The sequence below is a fragment of the Ignavibacteriota bacterium genome, assembly GCA_013285405.1.
Classification (GTDB): Bacteria; Bacteroidota; Ignavibacteria; order Ignavibacteriales; family Ignavibacteriaceae; genus IGN2.
Window position 1 is genome coordinate 1,156,417 of the sequence record CP053446.1, and the last position, 25,165, is coordinate 1,181,581.

At 36.0% G+C, this 25,165-nt stretch carries 23 protein-coding genes; 12 read left to right on the forward strand and 11 right to left on the reverse strand.

From position 1 onward, the window contains the following. The first annotated feature begins 196 nt into the window (after window positions 1-196). Together HND39_04970 and HND39_04975 are read left to right on the forward strand one after the other, a co-directional pair. Window positions 197-1,576, forward strand: coding sequence for a restriction endonuclease subunit M (locus tag HND39_04970; protein ID QKJ95681.1), 1,380 nt, complete (start codon window positions 197-199; stop codon window positions 1,574-1,576). After that, complete coding sequence (locus tag HND39_04975; GenBank protein QKJ95682.1) at window positions 1,573-2,469, forward strand: CfrBI family restriction endonuclease; 897 nt, start codon at window positions 1,573-1,575, stop codon at window positions 2,467-2,469. Before HND39_04970 ends, HND39_04975 begins: the two co-directional genes overlap by 4 nt. On the opposite strand, the gene HND39_04980 is transcribed toward HND39_04975, so the two are convergent. Beyond that, window positions 2,462-2,671, reverse strand: coding sequence for a hypothetical protein (locus HND39_04980; GenBank protein QKJ95683.1), 210 nt, complete (start codon window positions 2,669-2,671; stop codon window positions 2,462-2,464). The two genes, HND39_04975 and HND39_04980, sit on opposite strands and share 8 nt — an antisense overlap. A 276-nt stretch (window positions 2,672-2,947) precedes the next feature. Between HND39_04980 and HND39_04985 the strand changes: the two genes are divergently transcribed. The 3 genes from HND39_04985 to HND39_04995 are packed head-to-tail and all read left to right on the forward strand — an operon-like array spanning window position 2,948 to window position 4,426. Next, window positions 2,948-3,166, forward strand: coding sequence for a helix-turn-helix transcriptional regulator (locus tag HND39_04985; protein QKJ95684.1), 219 nt, complete (start codon window positions 2,948-2,950; stop codon window positions 3,164-3,166). Between the two features lie 2 nt (window positions 3,167-3,168). After that, window positions 3,169-3,495, forward strand: a complete 327-nt coding sequence (locus HND39_04990; protein ID QKJ95685.1) for a phosphatidylinositol kinase — start codon at window positions 3,169-3,171, stop codon at window positions 3,493-3,495. Next, complete coding sequence (locus HND39_04995) at window positions 3,488-4,426, forward strand: HipA domain-containing protein (GenBank protein QKJ95686.1); 939 nt, start codon at window positions 3,488-3,490, stop codon at window positions 4,424-4,426. The genes HND39_04990 and HND39_04995 overlap by 8 nt, the downstream gene beginning before the upstream one ends. 96 nt (window positions 4,427-4,522) lie before the next feature. Here HND39_04995 and HND39_05000 read toward each other — a convergent pair whose 3' ends face one another. The 4 genes from HND39_05000 to HND39_05015 all read right to left on the reverse strand — a co-directional run bounded on the left by HND39_05000 (window position 4,523) and on the right by HND39_05015 (window position 6,525). Then, on the reverse strand, window positions 4,523-5,191 hold the full coding sequence (locus HND39_05000; GenBank protein ID QKJ95687.1) for a hypothetical protein: 669 nt from the start codon (window positions 5,189-5,191) through the stop codon (window positions 4,523-4,525). Beyond that, window positions 5,181-5,402, reverse strand: coding sequence for a type II toxin-antitoxin system HicA family toxin (locus HND39_05005; protein QKJ97889.1), 222 nt, complete (start codon window positions 5,400-5,402; stop codon window positions 5,181-5,183). The genes HND39_05000 and HND39_05005 overlap by 11 nt, the downstream gene beginning before the upstream one ends. Continuing rightward, on the reverse strand, window positions 5,395-5,622 hold the full coding sequence (locus HND39_05010; protein ID QKJ95688.1) for a type II toxin-antitoxin system HicB family antitoxin: 228 nt from the start codon (window positions 5,620-5,622) through the stop codon (window positions 5,395-5,397). The genes HND39_05005 and HND39_05010 overlap by 8 nt, the downstream gene beginning before the upstream one ends. A 111-nt stretch (window positions 5,623-5,733) precedes the next feature. Further along, window positions 5,734-6,525, reverse strand: coding sequence for an alpha/beta hydrolase (locus tag HND39_05015; protein ID QKJ95689.1), 792 nt, complete (start codon window positions 6,523-6,525; stop codon window positions 5,734-5,736). A 199-nt stretch (window positions 6,526-6,724) separates the two neighbouring features. Between HND39_05015 and HND39_05020 the strand changes: the two genes are divergently transcribed. The 5 genes from HND39_05020 to HND39_05040 all read left to right on the forward strand — a co-directional run bounded on the left by HND39_05020 (window position 6,725) and on the right by HND39_05040 (window position 10,980). Then, window positions 6,725-7,972 (forward strand): DUF1015 domain-containing protein, encoded by a 1,248-nt coding sequence (locus tag HND39_05020; protein ID QKJ95690.1) that lies wholly within the window; start codon window positions 6,725-6,727, stop codon window positions 7,970-7,972. A 50-nt stretch (window positions 7,973-8,022) separates the two neighbouring features. Continuing rightward, the gene (locus HND39_05025) at window positions 8,023-8,196 is read left to right on the forward strand and encodes a type II toxin-antitoxin system HicB family antitoxin (protein QKJ95691.1); all 174 of its coding nucleotides are present in this window, start codon (window positions 8,023-8,025) and stop codon (window positions 8,194-8,196) included. 4 nt (window positions 8,197-8,200) lie between these two features. Beyond that, window positions 8,201-9,286, forward strand: coding sequence for a hypothetical protein (locus HND39_05030; protein ID QKJ95692.1), 1,086 nt, complete (start codon window positions 8,201-8,203; stop codon window positions 9,284-9,286). A gap of 36 nt (window positions 9,287-9,322) precedes the next feature. Beyond that, window positions 9,323-10,426, forward strand: coding sequence for a 3-phosphoserine/phosphohydroxythreonine transaminase (serC, locus tag HND39_05035; GenBank protein ID QKJ95693.1), 1,104 nt, complete (start codon window positions 9,323-9,325; stop codon window positions 10,424-10,426). A gap of 89 nt (window positions 10,427-10,515) precedes the next feature. Then, window positions 10,516-10,980, forward strand: a complete 465-nt coding sequence (locus HND39_05040) for a hypothetical protein (GenBank protein QKJ95694.1) — start codon at window positions 10,516-10,518, stop codon at window positions 10,978-10,980. Window positions 10,981-10,989: 9 nt separating this feature from the next. On the opposite strand, the gene HND39_05045 is transcribed toward HND39_05040, so the two are convergent. Beyond that, window positions 10,990-11,373 carry a DUF2203 domain-containing protein gene (locus HND39_05045; GenBank protein ID QKJ95695.1) on the reverse strand — a complete coding sequence of 128 codons (384 nt, stop codon included), beginning with the start codon at window positions 11,371-11,373 and terminating at the stop codon, window positions 10,990-10,992. Between the two features lie 306 nt (window positions 11,374-11,679). Here HND39_05045 and HND39_05050 point away from each other — a divergent pair, with 306 nt between their 5' ends. Further along, the gene (locus tag HND39_05050; GenBank protein ID QKJ95696.1) at window positions 11,680-13,173 is read left to right on the forward strand and encodes a M20/M25/M40 family metallo-hydrolase; all 1,494 of its coding nucleotides are present in this window, start codon (window positions 11,680-11,682) and stop codon (window positions 13,171-13,173) included. 46 nt (window positions 13,174-13,219) lie between these two features. On the opposite strand, the gene HND39_05055 is transcribed toward HND39_05050, so the two are convergent. Beyond that, the gene (locus HND39_05055) at window positions 13,220-13,804 is read right to left on the reverse strand and encodes a DUF3365 domain-containing protein (GenBank protein QKJ95697.1); all 585 of its coding nucleotides are present in this window, start codon (window positions 13,802-13,804) and stop codon (window positions 13,220-13,222) included. Window positions 13,805-13,937: 133 nt separating this feature from the next. Here HND39_05055 and HND39_05060 point away from each other — a divergent pair, with 133 nt between their 5' ends. Next, window positions 13,938-15,245: a hypothetical protein gene (locus tag HND39_05060; protein ID QKJ97890.1), complete on the forward strand. Its 1,308-nt coding sequence runs from the start codon at window positions 13,938-13,940 to the stop codon at window positions 15,243-15,245. Window positions 15,246-15,289: 44 nt separating this feature from the next. On the opposite strand, the gene HND39_05065 is transcribed toward HND39_05060, so the two are convergent. The 4 genes from HND39_05065 to HND39_05080 all read right to left on the reverse strand — a co-directional run bounded on the left by HND39_05065 (window position 15,290) and on the right by HND39_05080 (window position 25,052). Beyond that, entirely contained in the window at window positions 15,290-16,321 is a 1,032-nt protein-coding gene (locus HND39_05065) for a PorV/PorQ family protein (protein ID QKJ95698.1), read from the reverse strand. A 27-nt stretch (window positions 16,322-16,348) separates the two neighbouring features. Next, entirely contained in the window at window positions 16,349-20,056 is a 3,708-nt protein-coding gene (locus tag HND39_05070; GenBank protein ID QKJ95699.1) for a hypothetical protein, read from the reverse strand. 44 nt (window positions 20,057-20,100) lie between these two features. Further along, on the reverse strand, window positions 20,101-23,127 hold the full coding sequence (locus HND39_05075) for a TonB-dependent receptor (protein ID QKJ95700.1): 3,027 nt from the start codon (window positions 23,125-23,127) through the stop codon (window positions 20,101-20,103). A gap of 365 nt (window positions 23,128-23,492) precedes the next feature. Next, complete coding sequence (locus HND39_05080) at window positions 23,493-25,052, reverse strand: hypothetical protein (protein QKJ95701.1); 1,560 nt, start codon at window positions 25,050-25,052, stop codon at window positions 23,493-23,495. Window positions 25,053-25,165 lie beyond the last annotated feature (113 nt).

The following is a 25,165-nucleotide window of genomic DNA, read 5'->3' on the forward strand; positions in this document are numbered from 1 at the left end:
GGTGGATTAAGATAAATAGAACTAATGAATAGTGTTAATGTTTATAACTTTCTTGGGCTAAAAATAAATACCTGCTTATTTTATATACATAAGATCTTTATATCAATCGATTATTTCTATAATTTAATATGAAAATTCATCGCCAACATTTTCTTATATTTTTAGTAAATTTGAGTCAAAAGAATTATTTGAGCAAATGATTTCAAAAGAATACATACGAGAATTAAAAGATAAAGGAAATGGTGCTATTCTACATTTTGTGAATGATACAAAAGAGAATAATAAAATTTTATTTTTTCTTGAAAATCTTGGCTATTTACCGGAAGATTTTGATGGAAGTTGGCTCATAAATTTTTTGCAAAACAGAAGTAACCAAATAAGATTTTGGGCAGTAAAGAATATCGGTAAACTTAGTGATGAAACTTATTTATCAGCACTATGTGAAGTTGCAAAAAAAGATTCTGACACAACGGTAAGACGTGAAGCCGTATCTTCTTTAGGCAGAATGCGAAATCCAAAATCAAAAAAATATTTGTTTGAATTGCTAAAAGACGAAGACCCAAAAGTGGTTTGTCAAGCAATTAGAGGTCTTTTAGTTTTTCGTGAGGATAAAGACATTCAAGATACCTTAAAGCCATTAATTGACCATCAAAATGAAATGGTTAAAAGTGTTATCTACAAAGAATTTTTCTCAGAAGGGAAATCAAAAAATGAACAACCACACCCCGAATCTTATGATTATTTAAAAAACGTAATTGTTAATGGAGATGTTAGAGAAATTCTAGAAAATGTTCCTGATGAAAGTGTTCATTTAACTTTTACTTCACCACCTTACTATAATGCTCGTGATTATTCTATTTATCCAAGTTACAAAAATTATTTACTTTTTTTAGATGAAGTCTTCAAAGAAGTTCATAGAATAACTAAAGAAGGACGTTTCTTTATACTAAACACTTCCCCAATAATAATTCCTCGCGTAAGCCGAGCACACTCAAGTAAAAGATATCCGATTCCTTTTGACATTCATCCACACCTCATTGAAATGGGATGGGAATTTATAGATGATATAATTTGGCTAAAGCCCGAAGCAAGTGTAAAAAACAGAAATGCCGGATTTTTACAACATCGTAAACCACTCGGTTACAAGCCAAATGCAACAACAGAGTATTTAATGGTGTATCGAAAGAAAACTGAAAAACTATTGGATTGGAATATCCGACAATATGATTGGACAACTGTAATGGATAGTAAAGTTGAAGATGGATACGAAACAACTAATATTTGGAAAATAGATCCGACTTTCGACAAGATACATTCAGCAGTTTTCCCGGTTGAATTATGTAAAAGAGTGATTAAATATTATTCCTTTAAGGGTGATTTAGTTTTCGACCCATTTGCAGGAAGTGGAACTGTTGGAAAAACAGCAAAAAGTTTACATCGGTATTTCTTCTTAACGGAAAAGGATGCGAAATACTTTAATTATATGAAGCAAAAAGCCCACAACGAAAGTCTATTCAAAGAAAAAGAAACAAGTTTCCTTACCCTTGAACAATTTATTCAATCAAAAACTACATGACACTTACTGACCAAGTAATCAAAAATGTAATTCGTAAGCTCATTAATGGAAAAGATTATCGCATCGAAATAGTAACTTTAATAAATGCCGAATTTCTTCAATACGCAATTGACTTCTTTAAAAGAATTGTTGATGGAAAACTAAAAAATGAAAATATAACTGTTGACTGGTATAAGAAAGAGTTCTTAAACCCAACCCTTTCTTCGAGTGAAATAGCAATTAATTCTGGATTGAATAAGAAGACGATTACTAATATGTATAACACAGCAAGAAGAGAAATTGTCATTGAGGCTTCCAATGAACATTATGATACTCTTTACAACGCTATAAAAGAATTAACAGAAACTGAACACGAATTAGATTTAACTCTTACGATTAAATTTAGAGGTGTAAGTGTTGATTTAAATGTAAGTGAAAGTCTAATAGTTATTAACACGCTTGCTGTAAAAAGAGCGGAACTTCGTGGTGGACTTTGGAGCACTGCCGGTAAACGTGCAGAAAAATATTTAATGACAACTCTTTGTAAAATTTTTGATGTTCCCGCTAAACACTACGACCAATCTCGTGTCCCCGAATCAATGAGAGAAGTTGACTTCTATTTAATCAATGATAGTAAATTCTATCGTTGCGAAGTTAAGCTTATGGGAAAAGGAAATCCTGAAAGTGCAGATGCTATTTTTGCAAGAGAGAGTAGCATATTTGTTGCTGATAAACTTTCTGATTTAAATAAACAGCAAGCAACAAAACTAAATTGCGAATGGATTGAATTAAGAAGCCCTGAAGGATATAGGAGATTCTCTCAAATATTACAAAAACTTGGAATATCGCATACTCCTTTCAATGATGATATTGATAAAAAGTTAGATATTATTTTTAAAGAGATGTTTAGGTAAGTAAGTTTATAACCTCAAACGCATCATTAATCACCATTTCAATTTCATTTATTCTAAAGCTGTGCTGTTCACGTTCTTTTTCTGTGGAGGCATCTTTTTCTCCGGCAATATAAAACTCGGCAAGCTGCATTGCTTCTTCTTCGTTGTTTGCATCAATGTTTACTATGTAATCACGGTGCAGCAGGACTTTGTATGTTTTCATTAGTGAGTTTCCTCTTGTAAAAAATAATTACTTCTAATTTAAAAAAATCAACATTAAGAATCCCTGATAGAACACAGATGATGCAGATTTAACTGATTAACGCAGATCGAAGGCAATCTGCATAATCAGCGTTACCTGCCTACCATCGGGTAGGTCTGCGTGCTATTTTTTACAGCACCCGTTCGGGAATAAAAGTTAAATAATACTTGCTTTTATACCCGTAAAGGTATAATTTAAAGTGAATGTTAAAAAACAATACCCGTACAGGTATAATAAATGACAAAGATATTAAACCCAATCGCATCGTTTGTAAAAGAGAAACGGAAAAAACTAAACCTCACTCAGATTGATCTCGCGGAAAAAGCTGGTGTTGGAATCCGTTTTGTCAGAGAGCTTGAGCAGGGAAAAGAAACCCTTCAGCTTAATAAAGTAAACCAGGTGCTGCAGCTTTTCGGACATGAAGCCGAACCAGTAAAAAAATCTTTTAAGGATTAATTATGAGACGAGGAAAAGTATTTTACAAAGATGAGTTTGCAGGAATAGTAATTGAAGATGACAATGGTGTTTCATTCACTTACGATAAAGACTACCTGAAAAGAGAAAATGCAAAACCCGTAAGCTTGACAATGCCATTGAGAGATGAACCGTACACAGATAAAGTCATGCTTCCTTTTTTTGATAATTTAATTCCGGAAGGATGGCTGCTTGAAATTGCAGAGCAAAACTGGAAAATAAATCCGCGTGATAGGATGGGTTTATTACTTGCTTTCTGTAAAGACACGATAGGAGCAGTAAGTGTAATAAGGGAAGAATCAAATGAGTAAATGTCTCTATTGCTACAACAAATTAGAAGGTGGTGAAAAAGATTTCCATCCGGTTTGCAGTAAAAAGTTTTTCGGCTCGCAAATCCCGCCTTTAGTTGACCTCGATATGAAGAAAATCAAAGAACTTGCTGTTGAAGCACTCGGAAAAAGTATTTCAGTTCCGGGTGTTCAGCCAAAATTATCTTTGGACTTCAAAGGAAAAGGAGGAAAAGAAAACCGCCTGACAATTGTTGGTTTGTGGGGAAGATTTATTTTAAAACCTCCTTTTAACGAGTATCCTGAAATGCCTGAGCTTGAAGATGTGACAATGCATTTATCTGAACTGCTGAATATAAATACTGCGGAACACAGTCTGATTAAATTAAAATCAGGCGAGCTTGCTTATATTAGCAAACGATTTGACAGAACAAAGAATGGAAAACTTCACGTAGAAGATATGGCTCAACTAACCGGAACATTGACAGAGAACAAATACAGAAGTTCGATGGAAAAAGTTGGTAATGTAATTTTGAAATATTCAAGCTATCCCGGTATCGATGCAATCAGATTGTTTGAACTAACTTTGTTTTCATTTATTACTGGAAATTCAGATATGCACCTGAAGAACTTTTCTTTAATCAGAAATGAAGATAATGAGATAATGTTATCACCGGCTTATGATCTTCTATCAACAAAACTTCTGATTCCGAAGGACAAAGAAGACCTGGCATTACCTTTAAATGGCAAAAAAAATAATTTCAAGAAAAAAGATTTTGATCTTTTTGCTTCGCAGTTAGGAATTAACGAAACAGCGTTGAAGAAAATTTATCTGAGGTTCGGCGACTTATTCCAGGAAATGAAAACACTCATCAACAAAAGTTTCTTGTCAAAAGAAATGAAAGAAAAATATTTTGCTTTGCTTGATGACAGAAGGAAAGCACTTTGGAATTAAAAACAATAGAACACGGATTAAACTGATCAGACCGATTTACACTGATTTAAATCTGTGTTAATCAGTTTCATCAGCGTCATCAGCGTTCTATTGGATTCAATCTTCAACCAAATAAAGATAATTTGGAATTTTAATCTGGATGCCGTGGTATTCGCCTTCAAGATCGCTCCATTGGTCGCCGACAGTTCCAACAATATCATAACCGTGTTTTGTTAACCAGACTCGCTTGCCACTTTTAAAATCTTTTGTTTTCATTTTTGTTTCATCCCCGATTTGAGTAATCAATGTATCAAATTTTGTGTAGCCAGCATTCTTCAGGTTCTGATATGTTGCTTCATACTCTTTGAAGTTTCTTCCGGTGAGAAAAATAATCTTTGCACCTTTCGAAAGCAGAAAATCATAAAGTGTTTTCACCTGTTCGATTGCAGGTGCTTTTAATTCTGCATTCCACTTCTTGTTCATCTCGTACACATAACCAAATCCCATTTCTTCGGCTAATCCATAATTATCAAGTGCTGTTTCATCAACATCAAATACTACAACAGAGTTTGACTTGAATTCAGCTTTCGCAAATTCTTTTTTTGCATCCTCAATTACTTTATTCAGCTCTTTATCAAACTTTCCGGATTCGTAATATTGTTTTACTTCTTCTTTCGCGATGGAAAGGTTAATTGGTTTCTCATTCTTTTCGCAAGCGAAAAAAAGAACAATCGAGAGAGCTAGTATAAGAAAAAGCTTTCTTCCGATGTTGAAATTAAACTTCAAATATCTCTCTGTTTAATTTAGTCTGGCGAATAATTGATTGGAGAGTACCTATTTTTATCTGTGAGTGATTAGGAATGGGAACTGTGATGGTGGAATCCCCTATTTTCTTCTGCATAATAATATGACTGCCTTTTTGTCTAACTTTCTGAAAACCATTCGATTCCAGAAGTTTACATACATCTTTTCCAGAAAGAATCTTCAGCTTACCCAACATTAACCTCAAGCTGAGTTACAAAAAACTCAGAGTGAAGTCTTTCCTTAATTTCAGAAGGAGAAGCTGACTCTAAAAATAATTCTATAGCTTCTTTAAGATTAGAGCTGGCTTCTTCAACAGAATTTCCCTGACTGGCTATATCGAGTTCAGGACACAACGAAACATACATGTTGTCTTCTTTTTCAATAATTGCTGTAAAGTTTCTCTTAATATTCATAACTCATTTCCTTTTTGAATTCTTTTAAAAATAAGCATAGAGAAAATTTGAAACAATAAAACTTTTAATCCGAGACTGCCTCATAGCTGCGCTCCTCGCAATGACAATTAATTATTTTCCAAAGAAAAATAACAATGGACGATCCAGCCGTTTTGCCCATTCAGATTCGTTGTGTTCAGCACCACGGGCGTAAAAATAATCAAGATCAGTTCCGATTACATAACCCATTTGTGTTAATTTACAAAACATTTTCTGTCCACGAAGTAATCCATCTTCACCATGATCAATATAAAATTTAATTTGTTTTTTCGGTTCCGAATATTCCTCCAGCATTTTAAAAACTTTGTCATCGTTATAATAAAATGAACTTGACATACACCCAGCCATCGAGAAAACTTCGGGATGATTCCACGCAATCAGGAAGGAAGCAAGTCCACCCATCGATGAACCCATAATTGCAGTATTCTTATTATCTGCAAGCGTTCTATATCTTGAATCCACAAAGGCTTTCAGTTCTTCAATTAAAAATTTTCTGTATCTCTCACCTTTTTCACTATCACTATATTCTTCAAGACGATCGTTATTGTTATAGATTCCTACAACAATAATCTCTTTCATCTTAAACGCATTTGTCAATTTTGTAACAGTTTCATCAACCTGCCAGTCTTTTCCTGCAAAAGAAGTTTTAGGGTCAATCAAATTTTGTCCATCGTGCATATAGAGCACAGGATATCTTTTTGAAGCATCTTCTTCATACTTTGCCGGCAGCCATACAAAAAAATCCCGTTTGCAATTAAGAATCCGTGAATACATTTCCCGATGGTATTCAACGTTACCAATAACGGATATTCTCCCCTTGTTTTTTTTCTTATTGAATTTTCTTTTTCGTCTGAAGATTGCCATTTCACTTAAAAGTTCAACAATGCTTGGAAATAGATGCTAAAAATAACCATCATTGTCCGATTATTGAAAGAATTTTATTATGTGTTTAAGAGCATTTCACATAAAAATTTTAACAGTTAACTAAGGCAAGTAATGGATTATTAGTCAAATTTTGTGGATTTTAGAGGTGTAAATAATAATATTTTTAGATGGAAGAATTATGGCAATCATCAGACCATTCAAAGCACTCAGACCCACAAAAGAAAAAGCCCAACTAGTTGCAAGCGTTCCTTATGATGTTGTCAACCGAGAAGAAGCTGCGAAGTATGCAGAAGGAAATCCGTTAAGCTATCTACACATCACGAGATCGGAAATAGATCTGCCTGAAATAAAAGATGTTTATTCAAAAGAAATTTACCAAAGAGCAAAAGAAAATCTGAATAGAATTATAAAAGAAGTTCCGCTTAAGTTAGATGATAAGCCAGGCTTTTATCTTTACAGATTAATAATGGATGGAAGGGCACAAACCGGAATCTGCGCTACTTTTTCTGTTGATGATTATGATAACGACGTAATATTAAAACATGAGAAAACCCGTAAAGTAAAAGAAGACGATAGAACAAATCACATCGTTACTACGGAAGCTCAGACTGGAATTGTATTCTTAACTTATCGTGGAGTGAAAACGGTTAACGAAATAGTTGACAAAACAATGAAGGATTCAAAACCGGAATATGATTTCACAGCACCGGACGGAATTCAGCATACTGTTTGGATTGTTCCTGAAAATTACAATCAAATTATTGTTGATGAATTCAAGAAGATCAGCAAACTATACATTGCTGATGGACACCACAGAGCAAAAAGTGCAAGCCGCGCAAGAGAAGAAAAGAAGAATGGGAATCCGAAACACACAGGCAATGAAGAATACAATTATTTTGTTGCTGTCCTCTTTCCGGCTGAACAATTAAAGATACTTCCATATAATCGTGTTGTATTTGATTTGAATAAATTGAGTAAAGAAAATTTTCTCAATACAATTAGTGAAAAGTTTGAAGTGAAAACCACAACCAACAAACAACCGCAAACCAAAAACAATTTTTGTATGTATTTGGATAAACAATGGTATCATTTGAAGGCAAGAGATTCTGTGCTTGCAAGTTTATCTCTTGAAAAATCTGTTGGGGAAAAACTTGATGTGAGTATTCTTCAAAACTTTTTGCTTAATCCAGTACTTGGAATTGATGATCCGAGAACAAACAATCGTATTGATTTTATCGGCGGAATCAGAGGAACGACAGAGCTTGAAAAATTAGTTGATTCGGGAAAAGCTGTGGTTGCTTTTTCACTTTATCCAGTCGGGCTTGATGATTTAATGAATATCTCGGATGCAGGAGAAGTTATGCCGCCAAAATCAACCTGGTTTGAACCAAAACTAAGAGATGGACTATTAACGCACTTGATTTAAACTATTAAAAAATCATCTTGAATCAGGAAATAAATAAGGCAGAGAATGAAATGAAAAAAGAATTTAATGTGATAATTGAAAAAGATGAGGGGGGATATTATGTTGCTACAGTACCTGCGTTAAAGGGCTGCCATACTCAGGCAAAATCTCTTGATGAGTTGATGGAAAGAACAAAAGAAGCAATTGAGCTGTGTTTGGAAGAGGTTAAAAATTATTTGAGTTAAAGAAATGAAACAAGTAATTCAATCAATTCAAAGTCAAATTAAGGATGGACTGTTTACTAATGAAGCTTCAGTTATTCGCGGAATAATTAATCCGATTTTGCAAAAACTAAATTGGCCGGCAAATGATGTTAGAATTGTTCGTCCTGAATATACTGTAGGGAATCAACGCGTAGATATTGCTTTGTTCCACAATAACCAACCTTTTATATTCATCGAAGCTAAAAAAATTGGAGCAGCTGATGGTGCTGAAAGACAATTATTTGAATATGCATTTCATTCTGGTGTTCCGATTCTGATTCTTACAGATGGCCCAACCTGGCATTTTTTTCTCACTGCAGGTCTTGGAACTTACGAACAAAGGAAAGTAAATAAATTAGATCTAATTGAATATGATGATTTGGAACAACTTTGTTCTAAGTTTAATGAATACTTGGACTACTCAAATGTAATTACAGGTAAAGCACAAAAAATCTTGCAAAAAGATTACGAAGATATAAATCGTGAAAGAGAAATTATCCGAACATTACCTAATGCTTGGAGAAAAATTATAGATGAAAATGATGAATTACTTTTTGAAATAGTTGCAAACAAAGTTGAAGAACTGTGTAATTATAAACCCTTAAAAGGTTTAGTATTTAAATATCTTTCGAAACTTAATGTTGAAACAGAACCTGTAGAACATAAAGTAACTACAGATGTACACACGGCAAAATTAAGGATTAAACCTTCGGGAGGTTTAGGATTTACAAGAATAATCAATTGTAGTTTTGGTGGAAACAATCCTGGAAATAGATGGGCAAATTTAATTACCGCTGGAATTTCTATGGCTGTCAAATTAGGATATTCAATAAATGATTTACAAAAACACACTTCAATTAATTTAATTAAGGGAGAAGAGCACGAGCGTGGATTCAAGTTTGTTCCCAAAACCGGATTATCTTATCAGGGAATGGATGCAAATAAAACTTGGGAAAACGCACTTAAACTTGCTCAATTAACAAAGCAAAAAATTTATGTAGAGTTCGAATGGACTAGTAATCCAAACGCTGTTTATCCTGGGAAAAAAGAAATTTTATTTTGGGAACCTTAATCTTCGAAACAAAAAATACAATAAAAGGAAAATATTATGGAAAAAAGAATTTATAACTTCAGTGCAGGTCCGGCAATACTACCGGAAGAAGTTTTATTGGATGCACAAAAAGATTTATTTGCGCTTCCCGGCGTGGGGATGTCAATACTGGAAATTTCACATCGTTCAAAAACTTACGATGCGATTCACACAGAAGCGAAGGAAGGGCTTAAAAAACTCCTTGATATTCCGGACGATTATCAAATTCTGTTTTTACAAGGCGGTGCAAGCTTACAATTTTCAATGGTTCCTCTAAATCTTATGCCTCCGAAAAATAAAGCTGATTATATTTCAACAGGAAGCTGGTCGAAGAAAGCAATTAAAGAAGCAAAAAGAGTTGGAACTGTAAATGTTGCTGCAACCACAGAAGAAGGCGAAGGAGATAAAAAATTCTTTAAACGAATCCCGAAGCAAAGTGAACTGAAACTTGATCCTGATGCTGCTTATGTACACTACACATCAAACAATACAATCTTTGGAACTCAATGGACAAAAGAACCTGAAGTTGGAAATGTTCCATTGGTTTGCGACGCATCATCAGATATACTTCATAAAAAAATTGATATGAAAAAATATGGACTAATTTACGCTGGTGCACAAAAAAATATCGGACCATCGGGTGTAACATTGGTAATTATGAGGAAAGACCTTGTTGAAAGAAGTCAGGATTCGTTGCATACAATGCTTAATTACAAAATTCACGTTGAAAACGATTCATTATATAATACACCAAATACGTTTGGTATATATATAATAATGCTGGTAACACGTCATCTTTTAAAGCTTGGCGGTTTGGATAAAATGTATGAAACCAATAAGCACAAAGCCGGTATGCTTTACAAGTGCATTGATGAAAGCGGTGGTTACTACAAAGGTCACGCAGAAAAAGATAGTCGTTCATTAATGAATATTACATTCAATCTGGCAACACCTGAATTAGAAAAGAAATTAATTGATGAAGCAACAAAAGCTGGATTCAACGGATTAAAGGGACACAGATCGGTTGGTGGATTACGTGCATCAATTTATAATGCATTCCCGACAAAAGGAGTGGAAGATCTTGTTTCATTTATGAAAGATTTCCAAAAAAAGAATGGATAATTAAATCTAAGTGTTTCTTAGTGTTTTACGTGTCTTAGTGGTGAAAAAAAATGCTTTGCCACTAAGACACTAAGAGCACTCCCAAAGGGATGGCTTTGCCAAAAGTTTCACAAAGAGTAACCAGAAAGCCCAAAATGAAAAAGTTTGTACCCGCATTATTATTCTTATTTGTATTTGTTTCTTGCAGTAAAAAGGAACAAGAGAAATTTGAGGCATTCAGTCCAGAAGCATTTGCTTACGATATTGGTGATAGCTGGGAAGTGAATGCAACAGTCAATGTAAAAGGATTCGCAGTGAAAGAAATTGAAAAAGAATTTTCAGCTTCGATTGATTATACTGTTGACATATCAGGACCCGACAGCCTTGATGTAGAAGCAATTTTTGCTGACACAAAAGAAGTAACAAGTAACGAGTTAACTGATCTTCAACTTGAAGCACAATTTGAATTAAATTATGATTCACCCGAAGGATTATACAAAATCGTTTTTAATATCACTGATAATAATTCGGGTGAGACTACTTCAGCACTGGCTGAATTCGAACTGCAAAAATAATAAACAAAATCAATCTGTAAGTTCTTCAGGCGGAATTAATTTTCTACCAGCAAACCCTGTGTCAACTTCGTGATAATATAAAATATCATCTTCATCGCTTCTCCAGCAGAGAAAAACTTCCTTGCCATTTATTATCGAAGGAAAATCAACCAAACCGATTTGAAAATTCCAGTCCTTAAAATAACATCCGATTTCTTCAAGCTCTTTCATAAAATCATCAATGTTATCAGCAAGCTTTTGAATGCGCGGATCTTTTTCAACTTCACCACCAATATCATCGGCAATCAATCTCATTTCTTTGCTTGAGTCGAGAATATCTTGAACTATTTTTTTTACAAGAGGTAAAGTTTTTTTTGCTTCCGATGGAGTAAAATATTTTAATTCTGTTGTCATTTATTTTTTAAACTTTGTTAATAGTTAAATTAAAACATTATTTGATTAAAAGCAGTTTCATAATTTGGTTTTAACTTCCCTCCCGGAAACAATAATTATTGTTCAAAAGAAAGAAAATTTTATCAATTGTGAAAATCATCATATAAGATTAGATTTCAATTAGTCTGTTTTTCTTCATACAGGCATTTTTCAGCATACAGATTTAGTGGATTTTTCATATCCCATTAGCATAATTATTGCTATTATTCTTCAATTTTACAATAGATTTAACGAAAGATTATTTTAACAAAAATAAAGGACTTTAAAATGAAAAGATTCTTACTGATCGTTTTGATATTCATTACTATCCAAAGCGTAAATTTTGGTCAGTCACCTGTAATACAAAACATTATCAACCAAACAAATCTCGATTCATTAACTCACTTCGTAAGAGAATTATCCGGAGAAGTTTCAACTATTATTGGCGGATCACCATATACAATAGTATCCAGAAATAAAAACAATGCAAGCAATAATATGGCAGCAAATTATATCAAGCAGAAACTTGATAGTTATGGTTTAGTTACTTATGACCAGTGGTGGAGTGGAACCGGAAGAAATGTTTATGGTGTGCAGCTTGGCTCACAATATCCAAATAAAAAATATATTATCTGTGCGCACTATGATGATATGCCGAGTGGTGCAACTGCGCCGGGCGCAGATGACAACGCAAGCGGAACTGCTGCGGTGCTTGAAGCTGCAAGAATTTTCACTCAGTATGATTCTAAATACACGATCATCTATGCATTGTGGGATGAAGAAGAGCAAGGATTAGTTGGTAGCGCTTATTACGCTCAACAAGCAGCACTTGCAGGAGATTCGATTATGGGAGTAATAAATATGGATATGACTGCATGGGATAATGATAATGACAGTGTTGGAGAAATTCACGTCAGGAATTATGCAAACTCAAATGCTCTTAAAGATTTAATGATTCAGGTTAACACAACTTATTCAATTGGTATAACACCAGTTGTTGAAAACCCAGGTACAACTGCAAGTGATCATGCTTCTTTCTGGAACAATGGATATGGCGCAATCCTTCTCATTGAAGAATATTACGGAGGTGATTTTAATGCTTACTATCATAGTGTAAATGATAAAATCCAGTATTACAACCAGCCGTATTATCATAAAATGAGTAAACTGGCATACGGCACCGTAGCAACACTTGCACAATTGACAGATATTGTTCCTGTTGAAATGATAACATTTACTGCTTCGGTCCACAATTCGAAAGTGCAACTGATCTGGTCAACAGCTACTGAGTTGAATAATATGGGTTTTGAAATCCAGCGCTCAGTGAATGCTGAAGATGATTTTGCTACTGTTGGATTTGTTGATGGACGAGGCAGCTCTACTGAAATTAATTACTACTCTTATAGTGACAATCCACAGGTAAGTGGTATTAATAAAATTTATTATCGTCTGAAGCAGGTTGATTTTGATGGAGCTTTCAGCTACAGCAGTGTTGTAAACGTAAACTATGATGTTCCGTCTGAGTTTGTTCTCTCACAGAACTATCCTAATCCATTTAATCCAACAACTATAATCAGCTACTTTGTACCCAAGGAAAGTTTTGTAAGCATAAAGATATATGATTTCCTCGGAAGAGAATTGAAAACATTGGTAAGTGAGACAAAGTCCATTGGAAGTTATGAATTATCTTTAGATGCAACTAATCTGCCAAGCGGTACATATTTTTATTCAATGACTGCTGATGGTTTTTCCAAAACAAATAAGATGATTGTAATAAAATAAACTATCAGTATTTTAATTTGAAAGGCGGTCTGTGTGATCGCCTTTTTTATTTAATATTTTTCTTCAAAGATACAGCCCCTCGTAAGTCACCAATTTTATATCCGACAGCATTATCATTCGGATATTCCTGATTTATAAGCTGCTCTACTTCCGGTGAAATATCATTTTCAGAACCATGACAATTCAGACATTCAGCCTGAACAAGAATTGGTTTCAGATAGCGCAAATACTTGAATTCACCTTCTTCAACAATTTCTGCATATTCACTATCATCATACAACTCATTATTTAGCTGCATCAGAGTAAACTTGTTAAGTACTCTTTTTTCAAAATCATCCGGTGCATTATTAACATTTCTGTTTTTTAAAGATACTCTCTTGACATAAACACCTTTCTGAACACCAAAGTTATTTGTAAGAATCTGTGCTGTATCGGAACAGACGGAAACTGCTGACAGCATACCATTTGTCCGGATTTGATTTATGAGGATACTTTTTAAATCCTTCATAAATTCAACTGCTGTAGCCCGCATTCCTGCTATTTGATTTTCACTTACCTCAATTTTATTTTCGGAACATCCTGATATTAATCCAAAAATAATTAACACATTTAATATGAATATTTTTTTCATGATTTGCTCCTCTTGTTTCTGCAAACATAAACAGTGATTTGATTTAACTCAATCTCAACCCTAAAATAGATTTGTCAGAATATCTTTAATTTTGTTTTTAATAAAATTTACAATTGAAGTGACAGATTCATCTATCCAGTTAACACATAAAAAAATATTCTATTTCTGGCTGCCTCTTGCAGCAACCTGGCTTATGATGGCAGTTGAAGGACCATTCCTTGCATCCCTGATAGCCCGTTCAACAGAACCAAAATTCAATCTCGCCGCTTACGGAATTGCTTTTTCTTTTGCATTGATCATTGAAGCACCAATAATAATGATGATGAGCGCTGCAATTGCACTAGTTAAAAACAAACAATCATTTCTCAAGCTAAAAATTTTTACTTATGCAGTAAATGTTTTAATTACACTGATAATGCTGATTGCAATTATACCTATTATCTTCTACTTCATAACAGAAACCCTGATAGGATTACCTGAAGAAATTTCACGGTTAACGCACATTGCAACAATTATTTTACTTCCATGGCCGGGAGCAATTGGCTTCCGGCGATTCTATCAGGGAATTCTGATCAACAATAATCTTACACGAAGAGTTGCCTATGGCACAGTTGTCAGATTAATTGCTATGCTGGTTTGCGGATCAGTGTTATATATATCCGGTATTGCTGAGGGTGTTGTGATTGGTGCAGCCTCTCTTTCATTTGCAGTTATTATGGAAGCAATTGCTGTAAGACTAATGGTCAGCAGCACGTTAAAAAAAATCAATTCTGAAGAACTCTCCCCTTTACAGAATCTCGAATATAAACAAATAATAAAATTTTATTACCCTCTAGCTCTCACCTCCCTTATTGGACTTGGTGTTCAGCCACTGCTCACATTTTTTATTGGTCAGAGCAGAATGGCAATTGAATCATTTGCGGTACTGCCGGTGGTGACATCGTTCATTTTTGTTTTCAGATCGCTTGGTTTGTCTTATCAGGAAGTAATTATCGCACTTCTCGGTGAAAAGAATGAAGGACTTAAGCCATTGCTTCACTTTGCATTTTTACTCGCGTTATTTCTGGTGGGCGGGTTATCTTTATTTGCATTTACACCCCTTGCCGATTTCTGGTTTATTACAGTATCCGGCTTGAGCGCTTCGCTCGCTGATTTTGCCAGAGTACCTTTGATGATCATGTTTTTCTTCCCCGCATTAACTGTTCTGATTAGCCTTCAGCGCGGGTTATTGGTTGCATCCAGGAATACTAAGCCAATTACTACGGCAACAATAACCGAGGTTTTAATAATCGTAATTATGATGATAATTCTGGTTAATGAATTGGATGTTATTGGAGTTGTTGCAGCGATGTTTGCTTTGGTTGCCGGAAGAGTAGCGGCGAATGTTTATCTGATTAGCTCTTCATTCGTTTCAATAAAAAAACCAGTGCAGCTAAACTAGCTACACTGGTTAATGAAATTTAAACTGCTTGACTTAGATACTTTTTAGAATCCTAATGTCAGAGCAAATATGTGGTTGCCATCAAAATATTCAACATCTCTGTAAGCATAATCAACCTTCACACTGATTCCTTCAAATGCATAATTCAAACCAGCGCCTGCGGTGAATCCAAAGATATAATCTGTGGATTCAACTTCAAGGCCGCCCTGATATCCGGCTCTTAAGAAAAATAAGTTATTGTAACCATATTCTGCACCGAGCTTATATTCGTCAGGCGAGAAGTTGTTATTCTGGAAAGTTGTTGATAGTTGTAAGGTATTCATTTCGTCTATCACAGGTTTATATCCTACACCTATTTCGAATGTTGAGGGAAGCTCGAAAGCTGCCGCATCAATTTTATAGTACTGTGGCGGTCTGTTTAAATCAGTAACACTTGCTTGAGTATAAAGACCTGAGCCATCATATTCCATTTCCGGACCGATATTTTTCATCACAACTCCAATGCTCAAGCCGTTAATATCTGCAAGATCATTATAAATTACACCGACGTTGAGAGCAAATCCGCTGGCGCTGACATTTCCTAATTTTTCACTCAGGAAATTACCAGTTAGGCCAACCGCTATTCGTTCAGTCAATTGCCTGGAATAACTTACTCCAGCGGTAAGAAACTGTGGCGAGAAAGTATCGCCTGTACCATCAGGATCTTGCGTTGTTGTAACAAGGATGTCACCTACATCAAGAGCTTTAACACTAAAAGAGATAACTCCAAATCCTTCAAAGTTTGCTGCAACAGCTCCATACTCAACACCTATGTCTGCTATATATGACATGTGAGAAAATAAAACAGATGCTGAACCATCTATTTTCGCAACACCTGCAGGATTCCAGAATAAAGACTCGACCCCATAAGATGTTGCAACGTTTGATTCACCCATTGCAATTCCACGCGGGCCAGCAGGAATCAGCAGTTGTGCAGCTCCTCCTGTTCCGGTTCTGTTACCACCTCCGGCGTATGCAACATCAAGCACAAGCAGGAGGGTAAATACTACCGTAAATAAATTTATTAATTTTTTCATTTTTACTCCTTTTAAACTTGATTTCATTTAGAATCTATCCAGTATCTGTTGTTCTTGAATAATTGCAAGCTTGAGGATCTTGGTAGTCCCAACCACTGGCATATCGATATATGCTATGTACAAACCGCTTGCAACTGGCAAACCATTTTCATTAGCAAGATCCCATCTTTGAAATTGACCAGAATCATCTTTTTGAATGGTTCTAACATGAACACCAGCTAGATTAAAGATTCTAATAGTTGCTTGTTCCGGAAGATGCGTGAATGTTACAAACCTGTTGTATTTGTTCAATTCTTCCGAATTAACTCCATAGTATGGATTCGGGAACACATTGATTTCATCTACTTGATCTTTAGCTAATTCTGTAGAGAATGTAGCCGCGGTTGTCTTATAATTATAAGTATCGGTCCCAATCTGAATTGGGTTATCATAATTGAATCTAAATATATCACCGGTTGTAAATGTAGATTTATACAGCACTAGATTCCATGTTGCATTATCAGCAACAGTCTGAGATGCTTCATCAATTGGATCTGTACTATATGGTGTGTTCACTATCCACATATATTCTCTATTTGTCGTATTCCATGCGGCACCACCATTAACTGTTGGATTACCTGATCTATCCCAGAACAAGGCATTAACTTGCTGATTTGCATCTATGTTCCATATTTCGAATGGAACTTTGATAGCAAACCTTTGATCAACACCTGGACTAGGATTAAGCGGATGATCAGCAAGCGAATAACCGCTTGCACCAAAAATGGTTATATATGAGCCACCACTCTGGACGTACTTAATAGTGACCCCATTTATTGTTGTATCAGCAAAAACACCAGTCCATCGGAATTCATAATCCTGTTGCAATATGTTCACATCTAATGTGCCGCCTGCTCCACCATAAACAGGCAGAGAAGAATTTGCAAGACCATCAGGATAACCGAAATAAATAAAATCATTTAATATATAATTATCATTTGACCATTGACTACCATCGAAGCTCAATGCGACACCATTTACTGATGGCGGATTATTTTCTGAGAAAGTTAGTGGTGCTGCATAACCAACACTTACACCAACTTGAATTCCATCTATAATTGGGTCTGCAGCGATTCCAAAATTAGTGCTAATGTCATCTCTATCCGGGTAGATGTCTATTCCATCAATAACAGACTGGTTTTCAAGTTTAGGCGAGTTGCTAGTAAGATCGGTTAAATTCCAATACTTAGCCAATCTGCTATTAAAACCAACAGTTGTTATAGTAGTCGTTCCTTCACCATCCAAAGGACCACCACCATATCCGTCATCATAAACTTTCCAATAAACATCAATCGGTACCGCTCCTTGTATCATTATACTCCATTCTTCTCCGCCAACAAATGAACCATTACCCGTACGATTGCTATCACCGAACACAATCGTATTTCCTATTATTACGGGTGTGATATGACCTTCATATACACTTCCATCATTTCCAGCATCAAAGGCCGGAGCTTCAAGAATTGTAACTCCTGGCGGAAATACCATTATTAAACCATCAACCCAATCAGCATCGGGAGATTCATAACTTAACATACACTTAAGTTCCAGCTTTCCGGATTGCGCACCGTAAACTGCAGCAATGTCAACTGCAACATTGGTAAGTGTATCAGGACCTTTTGAATTCATATTTCTGTTTACAACACTTGCAGGAACCCAGTCACCGTTTGCGTCTCTGATTTCCTGACGTTCTGAGAAGAATATCTGATAATCATGTCCTGTCGTTGCTGCTGGATCAACTACTCTTAGGTTTAGTGTGCCGTCAGCAGTTCCACTGTGTGTAAATTCTAGTTCAGTTCCATTACCTTCACCATAAGTAACACCTGGATCTGGTGAATGGGGAACAACAGTAAGTATTGATATCGGGTTTTCAAGGTTATTCGGAACAGCTTCTGGATCAGAATTGTAATTGTATGCTGTAACGGCAAAATAATAACGAATTCCATTGATCAATGGTGTCTGTTTGATGGCATCATTCTTAATAGAAATATATCGTTTAATTCCTGTATCGTTACCAAATTGAACCGGTAGGACTACAACAGATCCTGTTTTAATATCGAATACCAGGTCATTTATTTTTCCAACCTGATCTATAAGATCATAGGTTGCTATTCTTACACCTTCACTGACAGAAGCTGAGGCAGAAGGTAGTTGATATATATTATAACCTTGGAATCGATAGCCTTTACTATCCGATGTTTCCGTTGCCAGAACCTTGCTATTGTCTTTTGACCAATCAAGAACTATTTCCTCATTCAACTCACTTACAGTTACGGCTGGAGCAGGTGGAGGAACCGGTAAATCAAAATTATTATCATACGCTACCTGTGCAACCTGATCATAATATTTAAGCAATCCAACAGCAGAAATTCTATCTACTCCAGGAATAGCTCCAGCTACTATTTCGGCAACCACAACAATTTGAGTATCGCCAGGTTCAAACTGGAAAGGTCCTGATGCGGATCCGATTCTACGATCACCGGCAGGTAGAAGTTGTCCATCCAACCAGCCTTGTCCTGTTTGTGGGTCACCACTAAGTGTGAATGAAGTTGGCAAGCCAGTAGTTGGATCTACGAATGGCTCTCCTGTTTTACCAATTCTTCCACGAAAGAAATTGTAGAATTGATAGGACCCTTGTATATCTCCCTGAGTTGGATCCGTAACGTTCGCATCACCTCTTGCAAAATAGTAGTAGGCTGTCATTGGCAAAGTATCACCACCCGCAGTAATTGGACCCTGGAAAAAGTCGAAACCAACAGCCGGTGGAGGTAATGGATTATAAGTGGCATCTGTTGCATTAGCATTATACACATAGCCTAAACTTAATTCAACATCACAACCCGCATAATCATCTGAAGAGTTTCCTAAATCAACGTCAGACCACATTGATACATACATACTATCTAAAACAGCATCACTTTTATTTATAAGAACAAATTTTCTAAAGAACATACTTCCTAATGCGCCAGTCTGAGAGTATGCCCAGATAGTTTCCTGCATCTCAATACCAAGTGGTGCGGCACCATAAAGGTTTTGTACTCTTTGTGCATCCAAATCATTAGTTACGAACCAAATTGTCTGATTGGCACCAGGTACACCTGGAATATCAATAGCCGGATCATAGACACCATTTTCATCAACATCATCATATGGTGCACCATCAGCTGCAGGCCAGTTATTCCAATCGGATTCATACTGCGCTCGCAGTGCAGATTCCGATGAAGCTTCTAATGTAGCATCAGATGATAAATCTACGGGAGGACCGCCTGGATAAACATCAGGTCGGACTCTGAAAATATTCATTTCGGGTCCGGCTTGTAGTTGTGCAACTGGCACACCACTATTTAAAATCTTACCAGATTGTTGCCCGGTTCTATAAGCAGTGCCTCCAACCTGAGGAACGCCTGCTTTTAAACAACCCCAAAGAAATCCAGATTGGAATACTGCAGTTTTACCGCTTCCTTTTGGATAAACCAATCCTGAGTTTTGTTCGTTCACATCTATATCCGTTATCCCATCGTTCTTATGAACGGTTAATATGTTGTTGATATCGGTATATGTACGAACAATTACATCAGTTGGTTTTTGAAATGTGTTACTGTTGTTTTTCTTATCATCCTCTGACAAAATACTGATATTAAAACTAACTATCAGCAAAAGGAGAAGGATAAGAATATTTGTGTTTTTAATGTTCATATTATTAAACTCCTATTTGTTTTATCATTTATAAAACCATCCTTTTAATACTCTAACCTAATACCTAATCTGATCTGCCGAGGTGTACCGTAGAAGAACGGATTAGTAGTATAAGCAGCGCCGGTAGTAGCTGCTCTCCATTGTTCATAATAATCAATATTAATTGCTTTGTAAAGTTTTTCATAATCCGATCCGTAGGTTTCAATCAAGGTCCCTCCTAGGCTTGGATCGCTAAGGTAGCCGTCGTCATCAGCAGTTCCGGTTCTGAGGAATACATTTTCAATATTCTTTGTATCGAAAAGGTTAACTACCTGAAAATAAACATTAAGGTTTAACATGTCGAAAAGGTTAAAAGTTTTATCTACTCTCAGATCAACCTGAAATGTTGAGGGAGTCGTAGAAGAATTTAACGGTTCGATAGGTTGTCTGTCTCTAGCATCTCCTTCCAAGTCGGCTCCGCCAATTCCCTGAGTAAATGGGTGACCACTCGTGAACGTCAGCAGCGCAGATAAACCCAATTGTTGCAGAACAGGACCGCCATCGTTTAATCCCCAACGATAATCAATATTAAAATTACCGCGAACATCATTGTTGTATTCAAGCGGAGAAATGTATTGTGGTTCAAAAATAGTAACACCATCAAGGGGTGCTCCTACTATGCCTCTGTTTGAGTTAGGGAATGAACCTGTTCCCTTTGCATCCTGAAATGTAAGAGATCCATTTACCATAATTCTTTCGAAACGACGCATGTTAAATGATATTTCAACTCCTTTTGTTGTTGCAAAATCGCCGTTTGTTAATATGAAATAGGCACCATATGTGGATTGATCGTTCGTGTTTTGCGTTGTATAAACAACCTGATCTTTTATGTCTTTATAATAACCAGTGATATCAACTGATGCGATTTCTCCGATCTGCTGTGTGAATCCAATTTCATACTGTGTTGTTCTTGTAGGTCTGACATTAAATCCAACCGGGGCTGGAATGAAGAATCCGCCGCCGATGTTGCTGGATGTCAGATAGTATCCCTGGTAAACATCTCTTAATCTTGATTGCTGAACAAACTTACCATACTGTGCATGGAACACAGTTTGATCAGTTACTGGGAATGAAAAACCCAATCGAGGACTGAGAGCACTGAATGTTGGAACTTCAACAAGCGGATCGTTCCCTTCCGGGCCTGCACCAGTAATGCTACCGTCTTCATTTCTCCAGACTTCACCGGTTGCTTTATTGAAAGATAATTCGGGTCTCTCGGGATTGTAAAGCTGCAAATTATCTATATCAATATAGTCATATCTAAAACCAAAGTTGATTATAATATCATTATACTCAATTCTATCTTGTATATAACCAGCAGCAAAGATAGGTTTATGTGCTTTTTCAACAGGATCATCACCATCATATTCATTTCCAAAAACGTCATATCCGAAATTGTTTACACCTCTGGTAATATAAATTTTTTTTTGTTGTTCTAAATCTGATACTCCCTCAAGCAATGCAGGAAGCGCAAAAACTCCTTCGTTGCCAAGGCTATAATTTCTCATAGTATAACTCTGGAATTCACCACCGATTTTAATTGTATGAGTTTTTTGAAGAACAGTTGAAAGGGCTGCAGAGAAGTTAAGATTCTGTCTGTTATAATTCTGATAACCAGCAACTACATCACCCGGGGCATTAATTGCGAAGGTGAATATCTGATACTGTGGTTGCCTAACATATCTACCAGAGTTACTTGCTGGTCTTCTATTCCACACAAATCCAACCTCAGCATTTGCTGCGCTATCACCATAGGCAAGGAAATTGTCCTTTAAATATGGATCAAATCTGTCAAGAGTACTGAATGCATATCCGCCGTTCAACTCAACAAAGGTAGTTGGATTAACAAGCCAGGTTGCTTTTAAGTTAAAAGCTCCATTGCTCTCATCAATCTGTTCGGTTCTGGCAGTGTTAAGAAAATTCGCTATGTTACCAGCCACACGTGAAGAACTGAAAGGATTAAAAGAAGTAGAAGAGGTGTAAGTTCCAACTGCTCTTAAGATTACGGGATTAAAATCGAAGTTTAAGCTTCCAGTCCCAGTGTAATTCATAAGGGAATTGCCATAAACTGCACCTGCAGGATATTCAAAATTTACAGTGTCGTGCGTTGTTGGATCTCCGATACGACCTAAACTAATTCCTGGATATGGTTGTGGATTTTGATCACGAAAATAATTGTAATCAAAGAGTCCGAAAAATTTAATTACATTGCCATAAATTGGTCCGCTTAGACTTCCAACAAATTCATTGTAACCCCAATTATACGTACCAAGTGTTTTCTCACCGTTATACTCAAATCCTGAGAACCCCTGCATATCCATAATATATTCTGCACTTGCTTTGAAATCTGAAGTACCGCTCTTGATTTGCTGCCTGACAATACCAGAGTTAGCACCTCCGTATTCAGCATTGTAACCTCCAGACTGAACATTTATTTCTTCAAGAGCATCCTGAACAAGTGTTACTTGTCTTCCGCCTACCATGGGGTCGGTGATATTAGTGCCTTCGAGATAGAACCCAACTTCATCCTGTCTGCCGCCACGGACGAAGATAGTATTGTCCTGAAGTACAACACCGGGAGTAAGCGAAAGGATATTATCAACACCTCTAATTGGTAAGGATTCGATTACATCGCTGGTAGTAATTCTGTTTGCATTTGTATTATACTTATTTACTAATTGTTTCTCGGCAACAATTTCTACTGTGCCTACCTGAATGCCTTCAGCTGGCAACTGGAAATCCAACCCTGTAGTAAGGTCGGCATTTATACGAACATTAGAAATTGTTTTTGCCTGATAACCGATGTACGATGCCTTAACTTCGTATGTACCTGCAACAAGGTTAAGGATGATGTATTCACCGTTTACATCGGTTGCAGCACCGTATGAGGTGCCAACTACGATAACGTTAGCTCCTACAAGAGCCTCACCCGTTTCCTGATCTGTGATCTGGCCTCTCAACTTTCCAGATTGGGCCAGTGCCATTGCTGGCAAGAGCAGGAGTAAAAAGAGAATAGTAATTAATCTATTCATATCTCTCTCCTAAATTAGTGGATAATGATGATTGAATTAATTTTTTCATTTATTCTGTCCTGTTCTATTAAATCTGAACTCTTACTAAAAGATCTGTAAAAGAAAATATTTAACATTAGATTTCCTTAGAGTGGACAAACCCTAAGAAAATCTTGACAACCCGTGAATAGAAAAAAAGAATGACACAATTGTGTTAAGGAAAGTGTAAAAAAAAGTCAATAAACCTCCGTTTATTTAATGTTTTTTAATTGTTATAGCTAACCTTGTAAAAATTATTAATAAAGTCAACTTTTTTTTAAAAAAATTTGTGCTTTCAATAATTATGCTATGTCAACTATTTTAAGTCGGGAAGATCGACCACAGGACTATAATCTTGTGAGCAATTTTAATTCAACACCTTGAAATGCTGGTTCATATCTGCATACACCACCGATACAAATATTACCTGCTTGTCTTGTTCCAACAAGCAAACTGATATCGGAATGATTTCCAATTTTGTAACCAATCTGTGCAAAGCCCCAAAATTTTCTAACTGTTCTTCCCGGTTCGGGCTCCTTTGTTTGGAGTTCAGAGACTAACGCAATACTGAAGTTAGGTGATCTGAGATATTCAACATTTAACACATCGGTGTAGTATTCTTCAGTGGTTGTTCTATCTGTAACGTGCTGATGTTCAATTATTATTTTAATGGTATTCACTCCTCCGAAATAGAATCTGTTTTCAAGAATAGGTGTGATATTTTTTGTGTTTGTAGCAAGTTCTTCATTGTATGCAAATGCTGCAATTGTTGTTATGCTTTCATTCCAATCCTGCTGACCTGTTACAAATATTTCTTCAAGCTGAGTCGTTACTGGAATATTTATTTGATTTACTCTCTGATAATAAGAACCAGATGCGAGGGTTTTAGTTTGTGTATATGCTGCAGTCAGATATGTGGCATCACTTAGTTGGTAACCAGCTACAGTCTGGAAACCTTTTTCGTTAGCTTGATTTAACGGTGATGGATGTCTGTTTGGCAAGATATAAGTGTATTCAAGTCTGACGGCTGGGGGAGTATTGTAATAAATTGTTCCGTCTTGAGAGGTGAATGCAATGTTGTCATAATATTTATATTCACCAAGAAGTGATAAATCACCAAAGTAAAAATTCAGATTTCCATAAAATCCCTGACCTACTATATTTTCGGATCCATTAAAAATATTTTGCTTAATATCCTCATTAAACTTAGTAGTGTATTCACCATAGATATCAATATTCCAAAAACTCGGCATTACTCTAACTGAAGCCATTGTAGTGTTTGCAACATCTTCTGATGGAGGGAGATTTGAAGCAACTGTCAGCCCGGCTTTCACCGGGGTCCAGCCACGGTATTCTAAATCGGCAGCGTGCAATATATCTTTTCTTTCATTACTAAAATTAGCAGCGGTTCCCGTTAGCCCTGTTAAAACAAACCCAGCATATCTTCCAGTTACTTTCAATCCCAATAAATTATTATCAATTCTTATCGCGCGATCCTCGTAACTTTTTAAAACCATACCTCTTCCAAATAGAGAATAAAAATTTCCGCCGGTTATTGCTAATCCTTCTTCACTTTCGCCAATGTCAGCTTTAAAGTACAGAAAATCCACACCGGCATATTTTTCTTTCCCGCGACTAATTGATGGGTCAGGATCGTTTGGTTGAAACACATCCAATCTTAAACCTGTGGAGAACATTCCTAATGAGTAATCAAGATTTAACCAGTTTTCCAAAATTTCTCTTTCCTCATCAACATTGTAAGAATATTCAAGACGGTTTGCGAAGCCTAATCCCTCCGGCCAGGTAAGACCGACTGATTCATTCTGTGAAAATGATTTTGAAGGATATAGAGTTAAAATTGATACGACAATAAATAAACTATAATATGCAGAGCAGAAATTTTTCATTTGTTGTTTACCGGATGAATTAGATTGAAAGAATATTGATATGCTATCAAGTATTGAACTCAAAAATCATTTTTTATTAACATAAAAAGCCCCGGCGTGTATCCGGGGATTAA